Raw genomic sequence first — 21237 nt, 5'->3', positions numbered from 1 at the left:
TGAAAGGATTATGATTGGACACATTTTGTCAGGCGACCAGTGCTTTGACCGACGTCACCGCTGAGGCCGCGTCGGAAGCGTAGGCGTCGGCGCCGATGGCTTCGCCGAAATCGGCCGTGATGGGGGCGCCGCCGATCAGAATTTTTACATGGCTGACGCCGCCGTCGGACCGGATGGCCGCCACGGTTTCCTCGAGGGACGGCATCGTGGTGGTCAGGAGGGCGGACAGGGCAACTACCTTTATGTCCGGGTTGTCCTGGAGGGTTTTGATGATTTTTTCCTTGGTAACGTCGACGCCGAGATCGGTGACCTCAAAACCTGCGCTCTCGATCATCATGGACACCAGGTTTTTGCCGATGTCGTGTAAATCGCCGTGGACGGTACAGATCAGCACCTTTCCGCCGCTGGCGGAGTCCCCGCTGGCCAGATGCGGTTTTAAAACCTCGACGCCCAGCTTCATGGCCTTGGCGGCCACCAGCATTTCGGGCACGTAGACCTCGCCGGTTTTAAAGCGTTCGCCGATTTCGTCCATGGCCCCGATCATGCCCGTGTTCAGAATTTCCATGGGATCGCATCCCGCGTCCAGCGCTTCCTGTACAATTCCCTGGATTAACTTTCTTTTTCCCTTTGCAATGGCTTCTGATACTTTCTGAATGTTTTCGTTCATTTTTTATTCTCCCTTTTTATCATCAATTTATCTGTATTTTTTTTCTGAAACTTAGCCGATGATGCCCTCTCTGAAGGCGTCGATGTATTCCAGGCAGTACTCGTCATTTTCAAGTAACGCGTCGGCCGCGTAGATCATGGCCATCATATCCCGGTTGGTGGGGTCCACGATGGCGCTGTCCATACCGGCCTCCATGGCCAGTACCATAAACGCCTGGTTCACGTACTTTCTTCCCGGCAGGCCAAAGGAAATATTGCTGAGGCCGCTGGTGATATGGATTTCCGGGTATTCGGACTTAATCTGACGGCAGCACTGGGCAAAGGTGGTCAAAGCGTCCTCACTGGTGGAAAGCGTGACCACCAGAGGGTCGATGTGCAGCCTGGACGGGGCGATGTGGTATTCCTCTGCCTTGTCCATGATGTTGTGAAAGACCTCCATACGGCGTCCGGTGGTGTCTGGAATGCCCCGGTCGTCGCAGAGAAGCGCCACACACTCCCAGTCGCTGTCCGCGATGACGGGAAAGACCGTGTCGATCTTATCGCCTTCCATGGACACTGAGTTGATGAGCCCCGGCCGGCTGCAGTATTTCATGCCCTCGATGCAGGCCCGGGGGCTGGGGCTGTCCACACAGACGGGGACCTCAGTCACTTCCTGAATAAGGCCGATCATCCATTTCAGGGTTTCGGCCTCCTTCGCCTCCGCCACCGAGGCGCAGCAGTCGATAAAGGTGGCGTTGGCCTCGGCCTGTATTCTGGCCCGGCGCCTGATTTCTTCCGCATCCTGTTTCTTGATGGCTTCTCCCACAGCGGGAATGGAACCATTGATTTTTTCTCCTATGATAATCATCCGTTTTCCTCTCTCTTTTCTAAAATTTAACTTTCCTTACTGACTAAGGCCGCACCGCCAAAGAGTACCAGCGCGCCCAGAATGGTGCCGATTCCCGGCATTTCCATAAACGGCGGGAACATCAGGATAATGACGATCCAGATGCCGTAGGTGATGTTGAGCACCTGGGCGGTTGCGACGCCGCTGTATTCCATGCTGTAGTACCAGGTGATGTAGGACACCCCACCCAGGCAGGAGCCGATAAACAGAATGATCCACACTGCGATCTTAGCGCCACCAAGCCCCGCGAAGGCCGGGATGGCCACGTTCATGTCAAAGGACTGTACCAGACTGAGCACATAACCGAAATTATTGGTCGCCGTTGAGATCACAATGATCAAAATCAGGTATAACAGCAGCAGGAAAGTTCTTCTCAGGGTGGTTGATACGGTTGAGGACACGTCCCCACGCATCATGTTATAGCCGAAACAGCCCTCCATGGCGTACCCGACCGCGCAGATAAAGGCGATGCCGTACACAAAGATCGGAACGCCCGCGCCGGACAGACCGTACATAACGCCGGTTCCCACAATACACAGGATAATGCCGAAAAATTTAAGCTTGGTCAGTTTTTCCTTGAACCAGACGGCTGCCACGATGGCCCCGATGGCCGGAAAAGCCGCCGATATGGTGCCCGCCACCGAGGTGGAGTAGCTGCTGGCGATGGAGTACGGAATGGCCCCCAGCAGCCCGGAAAACAGAGCTGCCGGTATAATGCCAAAGGAGCTTTTGCTGAATAAAATTTTCAGGTAATCCTTAAACTCGCCGATTTTTATCAGATAGCAGCATTCAAAGATCAGTCCGAAAACGCTGTCGCAGAGACCGATGACCAGCGCCGTGGTGATGATGAGAATCCAGCCCTGAAAGTTATCGACGGTTCCGGTACTTCCTGCGTACAGGTTTAAAACATTGTACAGAAGCACGGTGTAAAATCCCCAGGACAGCCCGGAGGCTACCCCGAACAGGATTCCCTTTTTCTTGTTCGCTGACATAATTTACCTCTCTTGGGGGATGGGGTTTAGCGTTCCTCCACCATCTTCATGTATTTTTTCATTTCGTCCTCGACGGCGGGATCGACCACCATTTCCGGCGCTTCGTCCAAAATTTTCTGAACGCGCTTGCTGGCCTGCTCGATGAGATCCGGGCTGCCGTTCTTTTCCCACTGTTCGTAGCTTTCCCAGTCCGAGACGGTGGGCTGCCAGTCATCGTGGCAGTAGTCCAGCGTGCTGTCATTGGTCATGAAATCGCCGCGGAAATCCGCCTCGTAGATTTCATCCAGTGCCAGGGTTTCCTCGGTGGTTTCCATCCCTTTCAGTATGTGCTGTACGCGGCCGATGAGTTCATCGTCGAGCACGGTTTTTTCAAAGGAGGTACACATCAGGTTTTCCAGGGTGCCCACGGACTGACTGGTCAGGGTAACCCCGGCCAGGGCGGTGAGGATAAAGCTCTGCATGGTTTCCATGCCGGCTTGGTAGTCGATGGCCTTTGAACTGGTGACACCGGTCTGGGCTCTGGCCGGCAGATGGTAATAGTCCTTATACATCTGGGTAGCGGCAATGAGCATGAGGGCGGTGTCCGGCGCGGCACATTCCCAGGAGGCGTATTTGAGGTTGCCGTAGGTTAAGGACGCGGACAGGATAACCGGCACTCCCGGTTTGATCAGCTGGGCGTAGACCAGTCCGGCCATCTGCTCGGCGTTCTGGAGCGCCACGGTCGAGTACAGAAATACCGGCGAGGTGATGCCAGACATGGGCGCAGACACAATGGATACCGGCTGGTTCCAGGCCGCGTAGACCTCAATGCCCTCGCAGGCAAACTCGGAATAGTACAGCGGTGAGTTCGGGCAGACCGCATGCCAGGTTACATAGTGGTCCTGACAGTAGCCCTCTTTCCCAAAGGCCACCTCGTACAGCCGCAGGTTTTCTTCCTTTTCGGCGATGGAATCCAGCTCCATGGGTGCCAGAAGCGGCTTGTCGCTGTGTTTAAAGGATTCGTACGTCATGTACATTCCTTTATAACGCTGGGGGACGTCGCTGGGGCTCATGGGCTGATAACCGGCAATGGGAATATTTTCACAGGCCTGGTATACCTTCTGCATATTGGCAAAATCCTTTAACAGAGGAGCGCGCCGTCCCTGCTTTAAATCGGAAACAAAAACCTCGCCCCCTGCCGGATGAACCGACAGCTGCGCGCCGCAGTTAACGCTTTTGGCGTCGTCCATTGCCTGGAGCTTAAAGGTTGAGGGGCATTGTTTAACAGAAGCCTCAACCAGCGCTCTCGGGAAAAACACAATCTCGCCTTCTACCTTGCAGCCGGCCTTTTTTAACAGGCTGCGCGCCTTTTCACTTTCAAAAATGACCCCTTTTTTCGCCAGGATCTCCATACTGGCTTCGTGTATGCGGTCCATTGCTGCCGGACTCAACACTTCAATTTTTGAATTCATCATGTTTATTACTCCTCCTGAATTTTTTGCTTTCTGAACGGCCCGTTCGTTTTCATGGCTCTATCATAGCCTGTTTTTTCTCTGCTGACAACGCGCAGGTTCTGACATTGGCATGCACTTTCCGTCAAAATCAAATTTTGATATACCCTTCAATTTTTTATGGTTCCGGGGCAAAAAACGAGGGCAAACCCTCCCAATAGCTTCAAAAATTTCCAGATCAATCAAATTTTGACATTCTGCACCGGGCGATTGTCATCACAAAAACTGCTGATTTCGTTTTCAAAAAAACTGTGCTATCCTGAAAACAGATCAGGACCGCCCGGTAAATGGCGCGGCCCAATAAATAAAAAGGGGAATACAAAAATGGTAGACGGAAAATTTATTGAAATGCAGACCGAAATTATGAAGAATTATCCACCGGCAAACGCACAGGCGCTGTTAAACATCTTTAACGCGGCCTCCGGCATGCAGGCGTACCTGGACGACGTCCTGGCAAAGACGCGGGAGTCCTATCTATACACACAGCTGCGGGACCTGGTGGAAAACGCCTATGACATCGGAAAGCTGGTGGAGGTGTATCAGATCTTCGGCGGATACATCAACACCTCGTTTGGTATCTATACCGAAAAGAACGGTGAGAAGCAGACCTGGTTTGTCAGAAAGTACAAAAACGGCAAGGAACTGGAATCCCTGCTCTTTGAACACAGCATGCTAAAGCACGCCAAGGAAAACGGCTTTACCTACGGCGCGATTCCGATTCCGGCAAAGGACGGAAAAACCTATCACGAGGTCACGGAAATCACCACCGAGGGCGAAACCAAAAGCTATTTTGCCGTTTTCAACTTTGTGGGCGGTAAGGCCCATTACGACTGGATTCCCAACTGGGCCAACGCGGGTGTGGCCGACCTTACTGTGACCTCGGCGGCAAAATCCCTGGCCGAGTTCCACAACTCGACCCGCGGCTTCGACCCTGAGGGGCGGCACGGGGATAATATCATGGACAATGAGGACATCACCGTCAACGAAATTATCCGCAAATTCCCGAAAACCCTGAAGGAATACCGCAAAAGCTACGCGGAGTCCGGCTTTGAAAATGTCTTTACAGAATACTACGACGCCAACTATGACTACTTTGCCAAAATGTGCGAATGCTCCGTGATCCCGGACGCCGACTACCAGACCATGGTGTCCAATGTGTGCCACTGCGACTTCCACCCAGGCAACTTTAAATACCTGGACAACGGTGAAGTCTGCGGCAGCTTTGACTACGATATGGCCAAAATCGACTCCCGTTTGTTTGAGCTGGGGCTGGCCATCCACTACTGCTTCTCCTCCTGGCTGTCTGACACTAACGGCATCATCAATCTGGAACGCGCCGCCCTGTTTGTTAAAACCTACGATGAGGAGCTGCGTAAAGCCGGCGGCATCGAGCCGCTGACCGATACCGAAAAGAAATATCTGTACGAGGTGACCGTACAGGGCGCGCTCTACGACCTAGGCTGGTGCAGCTCCGCCTGTGTCTACGACAGCACTCTGGACCCCTACGAGTACCTGTTCTACACCCAGCACTTTGTCGCCTGCCTGAAATGGCTGGAGGACAACGAGGACGCCTTCCGGAAGACCCTCGGCTGAAAGCAAAAAAATAAAAGGATAGCCGCACGTGGTGTGGCCGTCCTTTTTTTATTTAACCTTCTGTTTTCGCCAGCCGATACTGGCAGAGGCGTTTTCCCCGCTGAAAATGCTCGCCGCTGTCAATGGTCTCCTGAACGATTTCGATCAGGCCCATAACCCGCATCTCAACCGTCCATTCGCGCACCAGCTCTCTGAACTCGGTGGTATAGTCCTTTTCACAGGCCTCGATATAGTCTGCAATCTCATAATCCCAGAGCTTCTGAGTGTCCTCCAAACGCTCCAGGATCGCCGCCTTGGCGGGCGGCTCCACCGGCCTGCGCCGTCCGGGCCGGGTTCTTTTCCATCTGACGCTCACGGCCCCTTTCTGCCGCAGCAGGGGCAGGCCGTCCGAATTCGCGCAGTCCATATAGATGATGACAACGCCGATCAGGGACCCGGAGGCCGACAGGATGGTAAACCAGTCCGGATTGTTCCGATAGAAAACCATACTGAGCACCAACAGGATAAAACCGGACAGGTTGCTGACCGCCGGTCCCCTGCACGCGCCAATAAAGACAATGCTGCGGTACCAGTTGTTGTAATTGACCGCCAGAAAAACAGCGATCGCGGGGATCATCCACATGGTCTGGCCCTGGAAATACTGCTGAAAGGAGGACAGGAGCGGGCTGCCCGTAAAAACCAGCGCCAGACAGATCAAAAGCCACAGCAGGCTCTCAAAACAGAAGCGGATACACAGGCAGACGTCGGAGTCCGCCGTCTCACAGACCTTACCCACAATGGCGGCCTCCACGCCCCAGCCGATGCCGGCCGCCAGACCAAACAGGGACAGCAGCAGCGAGCCGCCGCTTTCGGCAAAAAGGTTCGGCAGGTAGACCAGGCCCGAGCATACCAGAATAACGCCAATGCCCAGGGCACACTGCCAGCTGATGATCTCCTTATACCATTTGCGGGCAATGACGGCTGTAAGCACCGGATAAAACAAAACCGCGATGGTGGAAAAGATCGTGTCGGAAAGCGCCAGGATATAGGTGCAGAAAGCCGCGATGCCCCCCATAACCGCGGCCAGAACCAGCTTTCCCACCACCGCCGGCGCGTGAAGCGTCCGGACAAATTCCCGGAACTTTCGCCGCAGCACCAGCCAGCCGCCGCTGATGAGGGTCACGATAAAGGTGGTGGAGGTGGCCAGCACCACGGGCAGCATGGTCATGGAATAGCTGTCTCCCTGATGGGCTTTCATCACCGAGGTGATCAGGATATAGGCCATCCCCCAGCATACGCCGCAAATGAGCGCGTACCGGAAACCCAGATTGCACCTTATAATATTCTGTTTATAGCCAATGAGGTGATCTTTTTTCATAATCGTCCTCCTTCTTACCTGTGACGGCTCTGCCGGTACTGGCCCGGGGTGGTGCCCTCAATCTTTTTAAAGGCGCGGGACAGCGTCAGGGCATTGTTGTACCCGATCTCCTCGGCAATGTCGGAAATGGTCCTGTCGCTTTCCTTTAAAAGCCGGCAGGCCTCCTGAATCCTGAGGCGCGACAGGTAATCGCTGAACCCGGTTCCCACTGCCTTTTTAAAGCTTCTGGAGAAATAGGAGGGGTTCATGTTAAATTCTTCGGCCACGGCCACAGCGTTGAGGTTACAGTCGCTGTAGTGGTCTTTCAGGTACTCGCTGACCCGCTGCATTTTACTGTCTGATGCGGACACCTGGCCGACGGCTGAATACTGGTTAATCTTTTCAAAAATGCTCTGGGACACAGCCTCCAGCTCAGGCAGGGATTTACATTCCAGCAGGAGCCGCTGGGCGTCCAGCTCGTCAAAAAATTCAACATTCATGGAGAGACGAACCTCTCCCAGGGCGTTGATCATGGAATTCAGCAGGCCGAACAGCCGAAACCGGGCCAGGTTCAGCGACGAGGCGCTGGTGATATAGTCATTTTTCAGAAGCTTATTAAAAATCTTTGAGGCCTCCTCGTAGTCCCCGGCATTGATGGCATTGATAAAATGGTGCTCGTATTTAAACCACAGCTGCTCATTCCCCCTGTAGGGCTTATCCGTCGCATAGTCCGAATAGAAAAGCACATGATCCGCGCTGCCGGTAAGGCGGGCCTTCTGCAAGGTCTCAACGGTTTGGAAATAGGCGGTCTTGCAGCCGGGTATGCCGCGGTTCACACTGCTCACACAGACCCACAGGTCATAACTGAAGCGGCTCCAGATGTTTTCACGCATGAGCTTGACCATCCGTTCAATCTCGACAGCGGACACGGTGGTGTCCAGCGACGCCACATCCGACAGGATAAAGAACGCTATCCGGCCGTCCACCTCGGTGCCGTAGCTCTGGTAAATGCGTTTCATGTAGGAGGAGAAGTTCTCCTTGATAAAGGCATAAATATACCGCAGCTTATCGTCCTCGATCTGGTCATCTTCTGTCACGATATCAAAGAGCACCAGAACAAACTCATTGTTGCGGATATCAAAGTCATAGTCCTCCATCAGCTGGTAGTGGACGGCTTCATTCTGAATGTGTCCCTTCAGCAGGCGGACCAGGAAGTTTTCAAACAAAATGTCCTGCTGCTGCTCGACCATGCTCTTATAGGTGTCGTATTCCTGATGAAACTGGTCAAACAGCTGAAAAATATGGCCCGCGGGATTTTGGGTTGCATAGTAGTCGTCCACGGGGGCGCTGGTGTTTTCATCCAGAATGCCCACAATGCGTGAGATGGCGATATAATAATTCTGCAGAATAAAGAAATTGAGAAAAAGGCCGATGATGATGGTGAGCACCGATATTTTAAGCAGGATTTCGTTAAAGGCGGCCTGACCCTCGGGCGGCAGCATCCCTCCGGCGTACCGGTAAATCAGAAAGGTAAAAAACAGAATGGACAGAATCCAGATCACAGAGGTTTTAAAAAACCAGCTCCATCCGGAGTTTTCGATCCCTTTTTTCTTATCATTCAACACATTTCCACCTCCTCATCCGTTTGATCCTAATTTAATATTATAGCATGCTGTTTACGAAAAGTAAAGGTTATCATTTTCGACAGCGCTCAATTTTAAACGACACAGCACCCTTTTCCGGCTTTCCTTTTCGGCAATTCACCGGTTTTTATGGCTTTTATCAAAAATGTAAAACACGGTCCATTTAAGAAAAGGCTTTCTTGCCAAAATAAAAAGCCAGCGTGCCGTTGTGCTACGGCGCGCTGGCTCCAAACGCTTATTGAACTTTTTCAACCCCAAAGGCGGCGTCGTGCCCGTTGAGGGTACAGCCTTCCAGATTGCCCTCGCCCTTTTTGATGGACTCGGCCAGGGTTTCTTTTTTGATGAAATCCGCGTAGGCCTCGATGGCGGCGCAGACTTCTGCGTCGGCCTGGTAGGTGATGTCGATGTGGTCGTTGACCTCGAAGCCGCTGTTTTTACGCAGCTGCTGGATACGGGACACACATTCGCGGGCGTACCCCTCGTTGATGAGGTCCTCGTTGAGCGTGGTATCCAGGATGATGAACTTATTGTTGGCGGTCTGCACGTTAAAGCCTTCCTTGGCGGAGATGCGGACATCCACAAAATCCTTGGTCAGCTCGATGGTTTCGCCTTCAATTTCTACCGGATAGACCTCGCCGGCATCCAGCTTCGCGACGACCTCAGCCGGGTTAACGCCGGCCAGGGCTTTCCCCAGCAGCTTGACATTTTTGCCCAGGATGGGGCCGGCCACCTTAAAGTTCGGCTTTAAGGTATAGTTCATGAAATCGCCCAGGTTATCCTCAAAATCAACCTTTTTGATGTTCAGTTCTTCCTCCATCAGCTTGGTCAGGTCACCCAGAGTATCTTTGTACTTGCCGTCGATGATGATCTCGGAAAGCGGCTGGCGCACCTTGATCTGCGCCTCCTCACGGGCGCTGCGGCCCAGGCTTACCAGGTCGCGGACCAGGTCCATGGGTTCTTCCACGGCATCGTCGATCAGGGCTTCGTTGACCGCCGGATAATCAGCCAGATGAACGGATTCAGCACCGGTCAGCTTGGTGTAGATTTCCTCACTGATGTAGGGCGCGAAGGGTGCCACCAGGCGGGCCAGTCCCTCCAGTACCTCGAAGGTCGTATTGTAGACGGCTTTCTTGTCCTCGGTCAGCTCACTGCTCCAGAAACGGCGGCGGTTACGGCGAATGTACCAGTTGGATAAATCCTCATTGACAAAGTTCTGGATCTTGCGGACCGCCTTGGTGAGATCGTAGATTTCCATCTCGCCGCGGACCTCCTGCACTAGGCGGTTGTATTTAGACAGGATCCAGCGGTCGATTTCCGGACGCTTATCGTAATCCACAAAGAAGGTTCTCGGGTCCACGTCGTCGGTGTTGGCATACAGGGTAAAAAAGTTGTAGGTGTTCTTCAGGGTGTTGAAGAATTTGCTCTGTACTTCCTTCAGGCCCTCGACGTCGAAACGGGTGGGCGTCCAGGCCGGGGATACGTAGAGCAGGTACCAGCGCAGGGCGTCGGCGCCGTACTGGTCAAACAACTCAAAGGGGTTGACCGTATTCCCTCTGGATTTGGACATTTTCTGGCCCTCAGCGTCGAGGATCAGGTCGTTGACCAGCACCTTTTTGTAGGGGGATTTCCCGGTGACAAAGGACGAAATGGCCAGCAGCGAGTAGAACCAGCCGCGGGTCTGGTCGATGCCCTCACAGATGAAATCAGCCGGGAACTGGCTTTCCCACAGCTCCTTGTTTTCAAAGGGGTAGTGATACTGGGCAAAGGGCATGGAACCAGAGTCAAACCAACAGTCGATCACATCCTTGACACGGGTCATGGGCTTGCCGCATTTTGGACAGCGCAGGTGAACGTCGTCCACATAGGGGCGGTGAAGCTCAATGTCCTCGCTGATGTCCTCAATGGCTTTTTCCGCCAGCTCTACCCTTGAGCCCACAGAGGCCAGCTCGCCGCAGTTTTCGTCGTCACAGCGCCAGATGGGCAGCGGTGTCCCCCAGTAGCGGCTTCTGGAGATGGCCCAGTCATTGAGGTTTTCGAGCCAGTTGCCAAAACGTTTTTCGCCCACAAATTCGGGATACCAGTCCACCCCGTTATTGTTTTCGATGAGGCGGTCCTTGATCTTGGTCATCTCGATGTACCAGCTCGGTTTTGCGTAGTACAGAAGCGGTGTCTTACAGCGCCAGCAGTGTGGATAGTTGTGAAGCACCTTTTCCTTTTTAAACAGCTTGCCGTTTTCCTTGAGCCAGGTGATGATCTCAATGTCCAGGCCTTCTTCCATGACAAAGCGGCCCTTCCACGGGGTTTCGGTATATTTCCCGTCCTCACCCACAGGCTGAAGCACGGGCAGGTTGTACTTGCGGCCAACCTGATAATCATCCTCCCCAAAAGCCGGGGCGATATGAACCACGCCGGTACCGTCCTCGGTGGTGACATAGTCGGCACAGGTAACAAAAAAGGCCTTTTTATTCGGCGGCACGGGCACAAAGTCCATAAGGCGTTCGTAGGGAATGTTTTCCAGCGCTTTCCCCTTCATTTCCTCGAGGACCTCATAGTCATCGCCGAGCAGCTTGGGCGCCAGCACCTTGGCGCAGATGTAGACCTCGCCCTTGCTCCTGGCCCGGATGTAATCCGCCTCCGGATTGACAGCCAGGGCCACATTGGCGGCCAGAGTCCACGGGGTGGTGGTCCAGACCAGAAAGTACTCGTCGGCGTCGGCGCGTTTGAAAGCCGCGACAACGGTATTGGTCTTGATTTCCTGGTAGCCCTGGGCGACCTCGTGGGACGCCAGGCCGGTACCGCAGCGCGGGCAGTAGGGCAGAATTTTATGTCCCTCGTAAATAAAGCCCTCGTTAAAGAACTTATTTAAAATCCACCAGACGGATTCGATGTAGTTGTTGTCCAGCGTGATGTAGGGGTTTTCCATGTCGATGAAGTAGCCCATGCGCTTGCTCATTTCACGCCATTGCTTTTCATAGCTGAAAACGGAATCCTTGCATTTTTTATTGAACTCGGCGATGCCGTAGGCTTCGATCTCCGGCTTGCTGCTGATGCCCAGCTGTTTTTCAACCTCGATCTCAACCGGTAGGCCGTGGGTATCCCAGCCGGCCTTACGCAGTACGCGGTACCCCTTCATGGTCTGGTACTTACAGACCGAGTCTTTAAGGGTACGGGCGATCACATGGTGGATCCCGGGCTTACCATTGGCGGTCGGCGGCCCCTCATAGAATACAAAGTTTTCCGCGTCGTCACGGTTTTTGATGGTTCTGTCTAAGATGTCCATCTCCTCCCAGTGACTGGCAATTTTATTTTCAGTCTCACTGACACTTGTGTTGGATAGGTTTTTAAATACTGCCATTTTCTCCTCCTGAATTTATATTTCAAAGGTCTGTCTTTATTGCATAAATGGAGCCTGAAGCCCGAAACAGCCGCGCTCTCTGGCCCATTAAAAAAAGCCCCGTCCCTGCCGCGCAGGGACGAAGCTGTAAAACTCCGCGGTACCACCCAAATTGACAGACTGCGCCTCTGGCGGGGTCTGCCCACTTTATTTAAGATAACGGTTTCCCGTGGTTTCCTAACCCGACGGCTCAGAAACCCAGCTCAAAGGTGATTTCCATGATCGTTGTTTTAATAATCTTTCAGCCCGCGGATTATCTCTCTGGAAAACGACGGGATCACAGCGTCCTCGTCATTGCCTTTCATATTCATACATGAAGTCTATTTTACCTAATTTTCTGAAGAAAATCAAGTCAATTCTTTAAAACCTGAAGAAAACTTGAGTTGTAAAATAAAACGCATAGAACAAATGAACTTTTTAAGGGGGTTTTTGCATGACACATGCGCAACGCTCCGAACTGATGGAGCTTGCAACAAAAGCTTTTCATTATAACTACGATCTGGGACGTGCTTCGGCTCTGGATAATGATCTATCTCTTTACAGCCAGTCTGACCCGGAATTTGATTTTATTAACTTTCTGTATAATGCGTTTGATGCTGAGGAGGAGAATAAAAAATGACAGAACAACAAAAAGACCAATTATTGTATTATATCAGCTCTTTAAGCGTTTCATCTTTCTTTTATGGTTTTGAGTGTGGTGCCGATAAATTTTCCCAAATTGATCATGATAAATTGTACCGACATGATTTAGACCAGTTATTGAGCTTTGTTAATTTGATTTATGAAGGTGACCCCCATGAGACGACTTAAAAAGGAAAAATCGCCGCCTTGTTTGACCTTAACTCTCGAGGAACTGAAAAAGCTCTATAACGATGCGGTCTTTCAGGAAGAATATAATGATATGCTTCCCTGGATTCATATCAGTACAGATGGAGATTGTATCATTATCTGTCAACCGCCTGTCTATCTCGGACAGAAAATTCACTATCATTATAATACAAAAGATAAATAAAAAACGAAAAAGGAGAAAACATTATGAATGATTATGTATTAGTGGGTATTCGACAAGTCGAATATGAAAGCAAGAAAACCGGAAAGACGGTAAAAGGCGCGAACGCCTACTTTATGAAGAAACAAAAAGATGTGGTCGGGTTTGCGACCCTTGATAAATGGTTATCCCAGAAATTTCTTGATGAGTTAGACTTCAATATCACCGATCTGGTGGATAAAGCCGTTCAGTTATTCTTTGATGAACGCGGCAATCTGGTTTCAATTCAAGCGTCCCAGAACGCCGCCATCTAACCATCATGACCGGAGATATCATTATCCAGTATGAACTTGTGATCGCTGGTTTGATCTTTGGTGGAATTCTCGCCATGATTGTGGCGATCGAATGGAGTCGGATACATTGAACCCCGAATTATTTATCTACTTTATTCAAGGCATGTTTATCGGTCTCGCTTTTGGGACTGGTGTATGGTTATTAAGCTTCGCTTTGCGTTCCCTCTGGGTTGCGCTGCGGACTTCAATAAAATAAGGACAGAAAGGAGAGCATTATGGCTGCTGAGACATCTACTGCGATCATCAAAATCTTTACAGACGCGGCCCTACAGATCGGGGATATGCTTATTCCCATCATGACGGCTGGTGTTGTAATTGCAATCGGGATTCTTGCCTTTAACGTGGGCAAGCGCTTACTGAGCACCTCTGTCAACTAGACACAAGCCCGACAGGGTATAGCCTTTATCATCTTTGCTGATCATCTTTTGCCCTGTTAGGCTCCCCCTTATTTAAGCCTGTCGGCCTTCCTGTTTAGGTTGGTGGACGGGCTTTCTTATTACACGTGGAAAGGTAGCTTAAGTGGTAAAGTCTGACGCGCGTATAACAACAATGAATACAGGGATTGTCGGTTCGAATCCGGCCCTTTCCGTTTAATTTAGCCAATTGGTTTTTATTATAAAATAATTATTCCAATAATGAGAAGAATATTTAAAGCAAAGCATATATTTGACAATTTATTATTTTTGTTTTGTTTATCTTTTCGTTTTGAATAAAAATAAAAGATACCATCTAAAACCATGATTATTATACATATCCAAAATTTTGTAAGATTATTCATAATATAAACTCCTTTTTGTTTATATTATCACGTTTTTGAGAGGTAATCAATGATGAAAATTAATCAGAATATAATATTGAAAGCATTAGTCTTTCTTTTATGTCTTAACCTTGCTATTATGCCTATCTTTCAATATAAAACAGTTAAAGCAAGCACCTTTGATAAAGTTAAAGCCTTTACCTATGCTACTGTAGAAATATTGATGGGGCTTCAGGCGGTCGGCTTCATCTCCGACACCACCCTAACCCCCGAAAACCTAACCAATATCTACAACAAAGCTGACGAATACCTACACGAAAACTTTGGCACTGAACTGGAATACGCCGAAGCCCTCCGCCAGGTCGATCAGCTCGGCCTTGACATTGCCTCCGGTCAAATTTTTGTCCCCGGCAATTACAGCGGTAAGCTGTGGTATTCGTTTTTGAATGCGGTGAAAGATGTGGTATGGCCTTATAAAGGAAGTTCAGAATATGACGGACAATATTATCTTGGTACGGCTTTTGGCTTTGATGTTTTTTCAACATCAGAAAATACACCTTCCGACTTTTATCCTTACTCATATTCGAGCTATGCTGTTTATATTAAAAGTGAGTATTCGGGAAATGAAAACATTACTATATCTGCTGTACCCTGTGATCGTTCTTATGGTGGTCGTGGAATGATTCTTTCTGTTGGCTCTGCAGGTTCTTCGGCGGATGTACCTATTTATAACTATACTAAAGTTGGTGAAGATCGTAAAAACTGGATATACTACGGGCAACCTTCCATGTCTGAATATGCTGCAATGCTTTCTTTTATCGGGCCATCGATTAACTTTTTTATTAAAGATTCTACTTTGACTAAAGGTGCTATGAAAGTTCCCAATATGACCGCCAAAACCGCCAACAAAGTAAAACTTCCCACCCGCCTGCCCCAAACGGTCATCAACAACATAAATAATTACATCGACAATTCGACCGAGAACTTAATCATCGCTCCCACCGCCGATGAGCTCCCCACCCTCCCGGAGAACTACAACCCTGTCACCGATGACCCGCCCGATCTCCCCGGTTACGAAGACGTCACCCCCGATCAGGAACCCACACCAACACCGACCCCAGAGCCCACACCCGAACCGACCCCCACGCCAACGGCTCCCGAATACGATGGCTCCCATTGGGTCAATCCTATCGGTGAGTTTATTGCCGGCCTTTTGGAATTTTTAAAGTCCGCTTTTATCCCCACCATGAGCATTGATACCAGCCCGCTGACTGATGCCAACTTTGACATGGCCAACAAGTTCCCGTTCAGCCTGCCGAATACCTTTAAAACCCTTTTAATGACCGTCAACGCCCCGGGAAAAACTCCGGTCTTTGATATGACCTTTGACATGACCAAGCTCGGCTTTGAAGCCCCCATTGTCTGGCATATTGACTTACATGAGTGGGACACTGGCGCCGAGATCGCCAAAACGTCTCTGTATATTATTTTCCTGCTCGGCCTGATTCTGATGACCAAAAAACTTTTTGTAAAGTAGGTGAGTTCCCTTGATTGCAGACCTTTTTATCATGGTGATTAACTTTCTAATCTGGCTGATCGGCTCCGTTTTTGGCGGCATCATCGCCATTTTACCCGAAGACCCCATTGCCGCCGAAGCCATTGACTTATCCCTGCCACTAGAGTTTATTGAATATATGAACTGGATCTTTCCCTTTGGTTTAATCCTGACCACCATTAATATCTGGATTGCCGCCATTATCGGTTACTTCCTGTTGTCCATTATCCTGCGTGTTTTTAAAATTGTTGATTAGAGAGGTGAAAAAATGTTCCATATTCCCCAAGCTCACTATGTTCCAATGGATCCCAATGTAAGCGCGGACACCGCTTCCCGTCTTGCACAACTTGAATCGGCCTTTGATTCTGCGTTTGCTATTTTCCCATACTTTGTAGTCTGTGGTTTGATACTGCTGACGGTGGTTCTGGTTTTAACATTCCTTCCTAGAAAGTCGAGGTTTTGACGATGATTAAATTCTACACCGGTACCCCCGGTTCCGGAAAGTCCCTGCACTCCATCAAGTTAATCGTGCACTATCTGCAGGCCGGAAAAAACGTGATTGCCAACTTCCCGTTAAAAGTAAAAGACGTACCCGACATGAAAGGCCGGTATTTCTACATTCCGAACGATGATTTGACCGTGGCCTATCTGCGCACCTTTGCCCGCATGTTTCATGAGGAAGAAATGGAAGACCAGACCCTTTTAATTGTCGATGAAGCTTCTGTGAAATTTAACGCCCGCACCTTTAACGCGGCCGACCGTTTAGAGTTCTGCGGCTTCTTCGCCCAGCACCGCAAATACGGTTATGAGGTCGTGATCATTTCCCAGACCCTCAAGCAAGTCGACCGGCAGATAAGAGACCTCTGTGAAATTGAAGTCGTTCACCGTAAATTGAATAACTATTCCCTGTGGCGGCTCCTGCCGTTCCCGCTGTTCGTGGCCATTGAGCGGAACATTACCGTCAAGCAGAAGAACGGCAGTGAGATGTTCTTATACAATCGCAAAATTGGTCTGCTCTATGATACTTTCTATGACTTCACCCATCGAGAAGACGATACGGTAAAAGAAGCCGTCAAACAAGCCGTTTTAGCTTCTGAAATTAGACTGGAAGAACCAGACGCATTGTGTCCAATAGATTCAGACCTTCTACCGCCCGTTCAAGTCAACACGGAAATGGTCGCGGTCTGCGATGGGGGTTCTGCTAGCGGTGGGGAATCTTTAGGGGGACCCGCCGCGGCTGAGCCGCCCGCAGACCCCGACTTTTCCAGTCGTGTCCATGAACTTTTTGAGGAGGACGAAGACGACGAAATTCAGCAGAAACACTCATTTTTGAGTAAATATAAATTCAATAATTAATAAAATTATTCGTTTTATTAAAAGTACAATATGTCAAAATATGCACGAAATGCCCCGTATCCGCGTTTTTACGCTTCGCCTTATCCCAACACCTTTCAGAACGCATCAATAAAACGCAAAAAACGCAACATTAATACAATCTAAAAACAGGGGTATTCCTGCCAATCTAAACGCCGCCAGGCGTAACCACTGTTCGCGGAAAAACCGGACAAGGGCAACCTTTGATGTCTGCGGGCTGTTATTTTTGCGCCCAAAATCCGAACCGGACTGCGCGCCCTAATTACCAAAAGAAAGCGAGATTTAAAAATGAACTATGTGTTATTAATGCGGTTGCTTGTATCTTGTTTCATGACCGGCTTTTTGACTTTTATGTTTATGTTCCCATTGGCCCTGGGCCGTGAGAATAATTCTGTCCCAGAAAAGGTGATGAGAATTGCTTTTGTTTTGATGATGTGTCTTGCATTTTTGTTGGCTTTGCTTTTTATCTGGCTACCGGATTTTCGCAGCGCCATTGAATATATTTAAAAATTGAGGTGTGCTAAGGTTAGTATTACCCTTAGCACACTTCTGTGACCTGTGACAAACAACCATCAAACGGCCAATTTTAGCCGTTTTTAAAAAGTCGCAACCTTTGTGACAAGTGTGACATGTGCCAAAAGCATGTGACAAAAGGGGGAAATTATGAAAGATACACGTACACGCAAATGGCAGATTACCATCAACAACCCACTGGAAAAGGGTTTTACCCATGATTTCATCAAGGCTCAGCTTGAAAAGTTCAAGTCCTGCGTCTATTGGTGCATGAGTGACGAAGTCGGCGAACAGGAAACCTTTCACACCCATGTTTACATGGCCTGTTCCAACGCGGTTCGCTTCTCCACGGTTAAGAACCGTTTTGAGGGAGCCCATTTTGAGATGGCTAAGGGCACCAGCCAACAAAACCGGGATTATGTTTACAAGGAAGGCAAATGGGCCCATACCTCAAAAGAAGAAACCAACATCAAGGAAAGTCACGAAGAGTGGGGTGAAATGCCCATGGAAAGACAGGGCCAGCGTAACGATATGGCCGATCTCTATGACATGATCAAACAGGGTTACAGCGATTTTGAGATCATGGAAGAAAGCCCCGCTTTCCTTATGAACATTGACAAGATCGAAAAAGCAAGGCAGATCATCACCAGTGAAAAATACAAAAACACCTTCCGGGAACTGGACGTTACCTACATCTACGGAAAGACCGGCTCCGGTAAAACCCGTTCCGTCATGGAAAAATACGGCTATCCGAACGTCTTCCGGATCACCGATTACCAGCACCCCTTTGACAACTACCACAGCCAAGATGTCGTGATCTTTGAAGAGTTTCGGAGCAGTTTAAAGATACAGGACATGCTCAACTATCTGGACGGCTACCCGCTTGAACTGCCCTGCCGCTACGCCAATAAATACGCCTGCTATACCAAGGTCTATATCATCACGAATATTCCTTTCGAGGAGCAGTACGACAACATCCAGCATGTCAGCCCGGAGACCTTCAACGCCTTCAAGCGCCGGATACACAAAATATTGCATTACAAAGACAAGAACAAAATCGAAAAAGAAGATTACTTTGACCAATTGAGTTTGTTATAGATAAAAAATTAAATTTTAAGGAGTTTTTATTATGAAAGTTAGTTGGTTTAGCACGGGAGTAAGCTCTTTTGTTGCTTGCTACCTCACAAAAGATTTAGATAAGATTATGTATTGCCATATTGAGAATCAACACCCGGATAGTCTACGTTTTTTAACAGATTGCGAGAAAGTGTTAGGTAAAGAAATCGAGATTCTCCAAAGTCGTTACAAAAACGTTCAAAATGTGATTGAACAGTTTAGATATGTGAACGGCCCATATGGAGCAAAGTGCACAGAGGTACTTAAAAAAAGAGTACGTAAAGACTGGGAAAGGCAGCAGAATGAGCCGATAACATATGTGTGGGGATACGATATTTCAGAAAAATACAGAGCGGAAAGGCTGGTAGAATCTATGCCGGAATTTAAGCACGAGTTTCCGCTAATCGAGCACGGGTTAAGCAAGAGCGATTGTCATGGTATTTGCTCGAAACTTGGTATAAAACGTCCGAAAATGTACGACCTCGGTTATCCGAACAATAATTGTATCGGCTGCGTGAAGGGAGGTATGTGGTATTGGAATAAAATCAGAAAGGATTTTCCAGATGTATTTGAGAGGATGGCAAAATTAGAAAGAGAAATCGGGCATAGCTGTATAAAAGGGACGTTTTTAGACGAATTAGACCCAAATCGGGGCAGAAAAAGCAAAGAGATCATGCAAGACTGCGGTATTGCGTGTGAATTGGCTATGATCTAGATATAAATACTAAATATTAGTAAGAAGTCGTTTTATGGTAAAATATTTCTTGTTGTTTTGCAGGGGGTAAGGATCATGGGAAAGCATTTGTCAGAGCGTGAACGGTATAAAATTGAAAATTGGTTGGAAGAAAAGGTAAGTAAAGCCGATATCGCCCGTAAGCTGGGTAAGTCTTATTCGGCCATTTGTCGTGAGATTAAACGGGGAACGCTTAAACAAATTGCTAAAGGAAATTATCGGGATATCTTTGTTTATAAAGCCGACTATGCGCAGTTAAAGCACCTTGAAGCCTGTGAAGCTAAAGGTCGCAGACGTACCTTTGAACAATCCTCTGAAACGAAAACCGTCTTAATCCGTTTACTGAAAAAAGGTTATTCACCAGAAGCTGCGGCTTATCTCCTGAAGCGTGATTATCACGTTCAGATCAGCTATAAAACGATTTATAACGCGGTTACGCATAAAGACTTAGATGGCCTTAAAATGTCGGATTTACCCTATCATAAACGCAAAAAAACCGTCTATCAAAGACAGCCAAAGAAAGTAGCCGTTAACCGCCGTCCCATTACAGAACGTCCCGAACATATTAATAACCGTGATGAATTTGGTCACTGGGAAATGGATTGCATTTTATCCGGCCAGTGTACCACTTCAACGGCGGCTTTACTCGTCATTACGGAACGCTTAACCCGTTACTCCTATGTCTATAAAATGCCTAATAAAAAACAGGAAAGCGTCAAGGCCTGTCTCGATGATCTGGAGCAGACCTTTCATCATGCTTTCCCACTGGTTTTTAAATCCATTACCATGGACAATGGCACAGAATTTATCAATCAATCTTTGATCGAGGGTTCCATATTTAATGAGGATTTTAAACGCACCGTCGCTTATTACTGCCATGCTTACTCTGCTTTTGAGCGTGGCAGTAATGAAAACTATAATCGCTTTATCCGGCGTTTCATTCCCAAAGGAGCCAACATTGTAAAAATAAGCAAAGCTACTATTAAAGAGATTACCGATTTTATCAATAATTACCCGCGGAAAATGTTTGGATTTCAAAGCTCTAGCTATTGTCTTAAGAACGCCCTTTCGGATTTAAAGTTATTGTGATTTATTTCGCGTTTTGACTTGCAATTCAGCAAAACCTGAAGAAAATGGTTTATATTTTAAAGAAAATCGTTTATAATGGACTATACGGAATCATTAATAGTATTTTAGAAAGATGAATGAAGGTGACTCAACATGAACACGAAAAAAAAGGTACTTCTCGGCGTTTTAGCAGTGATTGTCATCATCGTGGGCGTCATGTTTTTTGTGCCGATGTTAAGCGGCTCAAATGACAGCGCTAAGACGACACCGACCAGCGCACCGTCGGTCGCAGACAACACACCAACCGCCACGCCGGCGCCAACTGTCGACAACAGCGCAAGCTCTGATGGCTTACAGACGCCGCCGGAAATGCAGGAGGTCATCGACGCGAACCAGGCCGACCTCTACAATAACGAGGACGGGCAGCTTGCTCAGTCTTACCCCAGCAACCTGCTGCCCCTTTATAAGGTGAGCGGTGTGGGCGACTCCCACGACATCACCACCAACAACGGCAACCCGGGCTGGACAGCGGTTTACGGCTCCACCGCCGACACGGCTGAGCTCGCTCAGTTCTACTCTGAGCTCATGGCCTCGGCCGAAAACTTTAACGCTGCCGAAAGCGACGCCTCCACCACAGTGACCGGCAACGTGGATGGCTGCGACATCAGTGTGACCATCAGCCCCAACAACCCACAGCGCACCGGTCTCGACTATGCGAGCAGCGTGAGCATCTTTATTGAAAAGGTACAGTAAGCATCGTAGCCTTAGGGACCAGAATCC

Annotated in this window: 20 protein-coding genes, 1 tRNA gene, 1 pseudogene and 1 other annotated feature; of the genes and pseudogenes, 15 read left to right on the top strand and 7 right to left on the bottom strand. The window is 49.0% G+C overall.

Annotated elements, in window-relative coordinates; all coding sequences use genetic code 11:
• Positions 1-28: 28 nt before the first annotated feature.
• The 4 genes and pseudogenes from I2B62_RS05990 to I2B62_RS05975 all read right to left on the bottom strand — a co-directional run.
• Positions 29-667 (bottom strand): cobalamin-dependent protein, encoded by a 639-nt coding sequence (locus I2B62_RS05990; RefSeq protein ID WP_195268085.1) that lies wholly within the window; start codon positions 665-667, stop codon positions 29-31.
• Between the two features lie 51 nt (positions 668-718).
• Complete coding sequence (locus I2B62_RS05985; RefSeq protein ID WP_195268084.1) at positions 719-1513, bottom strand: methyltetrahydrofolate cobalamin methyltransferase; 795 nt, start codon at positions 1511-1513, stop codon at positions 719-721.
• Between the two features lie 26 nt (positions 1514-1539).
• Positions 1540-2544, bottom strand: a complete 1005-nt coding sequence (locus tag I2B62_RS05980) for a hypothetical protein (RefSeq protein ID WP_195268083.1) — start codon at positions 2542-2544, stop codon at positions 1540-1542.
• Between the two features lie 26 nt (positions 2545-2570).
• Positions 2571-4034, bottom strand: a pseudogene (locus I2B62_RS05975) (trimethylamine methyltransferase family protein); the annotation flags it as partial.
• Between the two features lie 324 nt (positions 4035-4358).
• Here I2B62_RS05975 and I2B62_RS05970 point away from each other — a divergent pair.
• Positions 4359-5627 (top strand): phosphotransferase, encoded by a 1269-nt coding sequence (locus tag I2B62_RS05970; RefSeq protein ID WP_195268082.1) that lies wholly within the window; start codon positions 4359-4361, stop codon positions 5625-5627.
• Positions 5628-5679: 52 nt separating this feature from the next.
• Here I2B62_RS05970 and I2B62_RS05965 read toward each other — a convergent pair whose 3' ends face one another.
• The 3 genes from I2B62_RS05965 to ileS form a co-directional block, all read right to left on the bottom strand.
• On the bottom strand, positions 5680-6984 hold the full coding sequence (locus I2B62_RS05965; protein WP_195268081.1) for a DMT family transporter: 1305 nt from the start codon (positions 6982-6984) through the stop codon (positions 5680-5682).
• 14 nt (positions 6985-6998) lie between these two features.
• Complete coding sequence (locus I2B62_RS05960) at positions 6999-8585, bottom strand: helix-turn-helix domain-containing protein (protein WP_195268080.1); 1587 nt, start codon at positions 8583-8585, stop codon at positions 6999-7001.
• Positions 8586-8841: 256 nt separating this feature from the next.
• Positions 8842-11961, bottom strand: coding sequence for an isoleucine--tRNA ligase (gene ileS, locus I2B62_RS05955; RefSeq protein WP_195268079.1), 3120 nt, complete (start codon positions 11959-11961; stop codon positions 8842-8844).
• A 111-nt stretch (positions 11962-12072) separates the two neighbouring features.
• Positions 12073-12304, bottom strand: a binding site (T-box leader).
• A 129-nt stretch (positions 12305-12433) separates the two neighbouring features.
• On the opposite strand from ileS, the gene I2B62_RS05950 reads away from it, so the two are divergent.
• From I2B62_RS05950 to I2B62_RS05885, 14 genes are all read left to right on the top strand, one after another.
• The gene (locus I2B62_RS05950; RefSeq protein WP_195268078.1) at positions 12434-12619 is read left to right on the top strand and encodes a hypothetical protein; all 186 of its coding nucleotides are present in this window, start codon (positions 12434-12436) and stop codon (positions 12617-12619) included.
• Positions 12616-12810: a hypothetical protein gene (locus tag I2B62_RS05945; protein WP_195268077.1), complete on the top strand. Its 195-nt coding sequence runs from the start codon at positions 12616-12618 to the stop codon at positions 12808-12810. The genes I2B62_RS05950 and I2B62_RS05945 overlap by 4 nt, the downstream gene beginning before the upstream one ends.
• Entirely contained in the window at positions 12797-13012 is a 216-nt protein-coding gene (locus I2B62_RS05940) for a hypothetical protein (RefSeq protein WP_195268076.1), read from the top strand. The genes I2B62_RS05945 and I2B62_RS05940 overlap by 14 nt, the downstream gene beginning before the upstream one ends.
• A gap of 23 nt (positions 13013-13035) precedes the next feature.
• Entirely contained in the window at positions 13036-13302 is a 267-nt protein-coding gene (locus I2B62_RS05935; RefSeq protein ID WP_195268075.1) for a hypothetical protein, read from the top strand.
• A gap of 254 nt (positions 13303-13556) precedes the next feature.
• Positions 13557-13718 carry a hypothetical protein gene (locus I2B62_RS05930; RefSeq protein WP_195268074.1) on the top strand — a complete coding sequence of 54 codons (162 nt, stop codon included), beginning with the start codon at positions 13557-13559 and terminating at the stop codon, positions 13716-13718.
• Between the two features lie 127 nt (positions 13719-13845).
• Positions 13846-13930 (top strand) — tRNA-His (locus I2B62_RS05925).
• Positions 13931-14168: 238 nt separating this feature from the next.
• Complete coding sequence (locus tag I2B62_RS05920) at positions 14169-15635, top strand: hypothetical protein (RefSeq protein WP_195268073.1); 1467 nt, start codon at positions 14169-14171, stop codon at positions 15633-15635.
• Positions 15636-15645: 10 nt separating this feature from the next.
• Positions 15646-15909, top strand: coding sequence for a hypothetical protein (locus I2B62_RS05915; RefSeq protein WP_195268072.1), 264 nt, complete (start codon positions 15646-15648; stop codon positions 15907-15909).
• Between the two features lie 209 nt (positions 15910-16118).
• The gene (locus I2B62_RS05910) at positions 16119-17009 is read left to right on the top strand and encodes a zonular occludens toxin domain-containing protein (protein WP_195268071.1); all 891 of its coding nucleotides are present in this window, start codon (positions 16119-16121) and stop codon (positions 17007-17009) included.
• Positions 17010-17315: 306 nt separating this feature from the next.
• Complete coding sequence (locus I2B62_RS05905) at positions 17316-17534, top strand: hypothetical protein (protein WP_195268070.1); 219 nt, start codon at positions 17316-17318, stop codon at positions 17532-17534.
• Positions 17535-17690: 156 nt separating this feature from the next.
• Entirely contained in the window at positions 17691-18638 is a 948-nt protein-coding gene (locus I2B62_RS05900; protein ID WP_195268069.1) for a replication protein, read from the top strand.
• A gap of 31 nt (positions 18639-18669) precedes the next feature.
• Complete coding sequence (locus I2B62_RS05895; protein WP_195268068.1) at positions 18670-19371, top strand: phosphoadenosine phosphosulfate reductase; 702 nt, start codon at positions 18670-18672, stop codon at positions 19369-19371.
• Positions 19372-19446: 75 nt separating this feature from the next.
• Positions 19447-20478, top strand: a complete 1032-nt coding sequence (locus I2B62_RS05890; RefSeq protein ID WP_195268067.1) for an IS30 family transposase — start codon at positions 19447-19449, stop codon at positions 20476-20478.
• Between the two features lie 132 nt (positions 20479-20610).
• Positions 20611-21210: a hypothetical protein gene (locus I2B62_RS05885; protein WP_195268066.1), complete on the top strand. Its 600-nt coding sequence runs from the start codon at positions 20611-20613 to the stop codon at positions 21208-21210.
• The last annotated feature ends 27 nt before the right edge of the window (positions 21211-21237 follow it).

The organism is Eubacterium sp. 1001713B170207_170306_E7, assembly GCF_015547515.1.
Classification (GTDB): domain Bacteria; phylum Bacillota; class Clostridia; order Eubacteriales; family Eubacteriaceae; genus Eubacterium.
Note: the sequence above shows the minus strand (reverse complement) of the source record. Positions and strands in the feature narration are given on the sequence as shown.

Coding starts and splice junctions, on each gene's coding strand:
- I2B62_RS05970 (WP_195268082.1), top strand. CDS start 4,359: ATGGTAGACGGAAAATTTATTGAAATGCAGACCGAAATTATGAAGAAT.
- I2B62_RS05985 (WP_195268084.1), bottom strand. CDS start 1,513: ATGATTATCATAGGAGAAAAAATCAATGGTTCCATTCCCGCTGTGGGA.
- I2B62_RS05920 (WP_195268073.1), top strand. CDS start 14,169: ATGATGAAAATTAATCAGAATATAATATTGAAAGCATTAGTCTTTCTT.
- I2B62_RS05930 (WP_195268074.1), top strand. CDS start 13,557: ATGGCTGCTGAGACATCTACTGCGATCATCAAAATCTTTACAGACGCG.
- I2B62_RS05900 (WP_195268069.1), top strand. CDS start 17,691: ATGAAAGATACACGTACACGCAAATGGCAGATTACCATCAACAACCCA.
- I2B62_RS05945 (WP_195268077.1), top strand. CDS start 12,616: ATGACAGAACAACAAAAAGACCAATTATTGTATTATATCAGCTCTTTA.
- I2B62_RS05885 (WP_195268066.1), top strand. CDS start 20,611: ATGAACACGAAAAAAAAGGTACTTCTCGGCGTTTTAGCAGTGATTGTC.
- I2B62_RS05890 (WP_195268067.1), top strand. CDS start 19,447: ATGGGAAAGCATTTGTCAGAGCGTGAACGGTATAAAATTGAAAATTGG.
- I2B62_RS05895 (WP_195268068.1), top strand. CDS start 18,670: ATGAAAGTTAGTTGGTTTAGCACGGGAGTAAGCTCTTTTGTTGCTTGC.
- I2B62_RS05965 (WP_195268081.1), bottom strand. CDS start 6,984: ATGAAAAAAGATCACCTCATTGGCTATAAACAGAATATTATAAGGTGC.
- I2B62_RS05990 (WP_195268085.1), bottom strand. CDS start 667: ATGAACGAAAACATTCAGAAAGTATCAGAAGCCATTGCAAAGGGAAAA.
- I2B62_RS05980 (WP_195268083.1), bottom strand. CDS start 2,544: ATGTCAGCGAACAAGAAAAAGGGAATCCTGTTCGGGGTAGCCTCCGGG.
- ileS (WP_195268079.1), bottom strand. CDS start 11,961: ATGGCAGTATTTAAAAACCTATCCAACACAAGTGTCAGTGAGACTGAA.
- I2B62_RS05950 (WP_195268078.1), top strand. CDS start 12,434: ATGACACATGCGCAACGCTCCGAACTGATGGAGCTTGCAACAAAAGCT.
- I2B62_RS05905 (WP_195268070.1), top strand. CDS start 17,316: ATGAACTATGTGTTATTAATGCGGTTGCTTGTATCTTGTTTCATGACC.
- I2B62_RS05910 (WP_195268071.1), top strand. CDS start 16,119: ATGATTAAATTCTACACCGGTACCCCCGGTTCCGGAAAGTCCCTGCAC.
- I2B62_RS05935 (WP_195268075.1), top strand. CDS start 13,036: ATGAATGATTATGTATTAGTGGGTATTCGACAAGTCGAATATGAAAGC.
- I2B62_RS05940 (WP_195268076.1), top strand. CDS start 12,797: ATGAGACGACTTAAAAAGGAAAAATCGCCGCCTTGTTTGACCTTAACT.